This is a genomic window from Aerococcus sp. L_32, from assembly GCF_050689315.1.
This window is the reverse complement of sequence record NZ_JBOEQF010001002.1, coordinates 1-676: the sequence shown is the minus strand read 5'-3', so window position 1 is coordinate 676 and position 676 is coordinate 1. Positions and strand designations below refer to the sequence as shown.

Genomic DNA, 676 nt, shown 5'->3' with positions numbered 1-676 from the left:
ATGGATTCAGATTCATTACTATTTACCATTTCTGTAGAAAATGAATCACCGTATGTTGCTGCTAACTTAGCCAACGCAATTGCTGTATCTTTCTCTGAAGTTGTACAACAAGTATTACAAGTAGAGAACGTTTCGATCGTAACCCTAGCTGAACCTGGTCAATCGCCAACTTCACCAAACGTGGTTTTAAATATCATCATTGGTGCTTTGTTAGGATTAATCGCTGGCGTTGTATTACAATTAGTAAATGCAATGTTAGATAATTCAGTTAAGAGCAGTGATATCGTTGAAGAGCTTGGTTGGACTTTATTAGGATCTATTCCACAAATGGATAAAAGTAAAGTTGAAGATACGCGCTTCAAAGGTAATGCAGTCAAAGATGGTTCTAGAAACCGTCGTCGTGTCTAGGAGGTTCAATTTTGTTTAAGAATAAAAGAAAACATTTTGACAAGATGAATGCAGAACAACGCCGAGGCGCTAGTTTAATTACTGTTACGCAACCAAATGACGTCATTTCTGAATCTTTCCGTCAAATCCGTACGAATATCCAATTCTCAATGGTTGACCATGATTTTAAATCAATCATGTTCACATCATCTGGTGTTTGGGAAGGTAAATCAACTGTTACAGCCAATACTGCTGCTGTAATGGCGCAACAAGGCTTGCGTGTCTTATT

At 37.7% G+C, this 676-nt stretch carries 1 protein-coding gene and 1 pseudogene; both read left to right on the top strand.

Going from position 1 to position 676, the window contains the following annotated elements:
- Nucleotides 1-408, top strand: a 408-nt coding sequence (locus ACRCJ0_RS17865; protein WP_431391481.1) for a YveK family protein, incomplete at its 5' end; no start/stop codon positions are given.
- Between the two features lie 11 nt (nt 409-419).
- Nucleotides 420-676 (top strand): annotated as a pseudogene (locus ACRCJ0_RS17860) (exopolysaccharide biosynthesis protein); the annotation flags it as partial.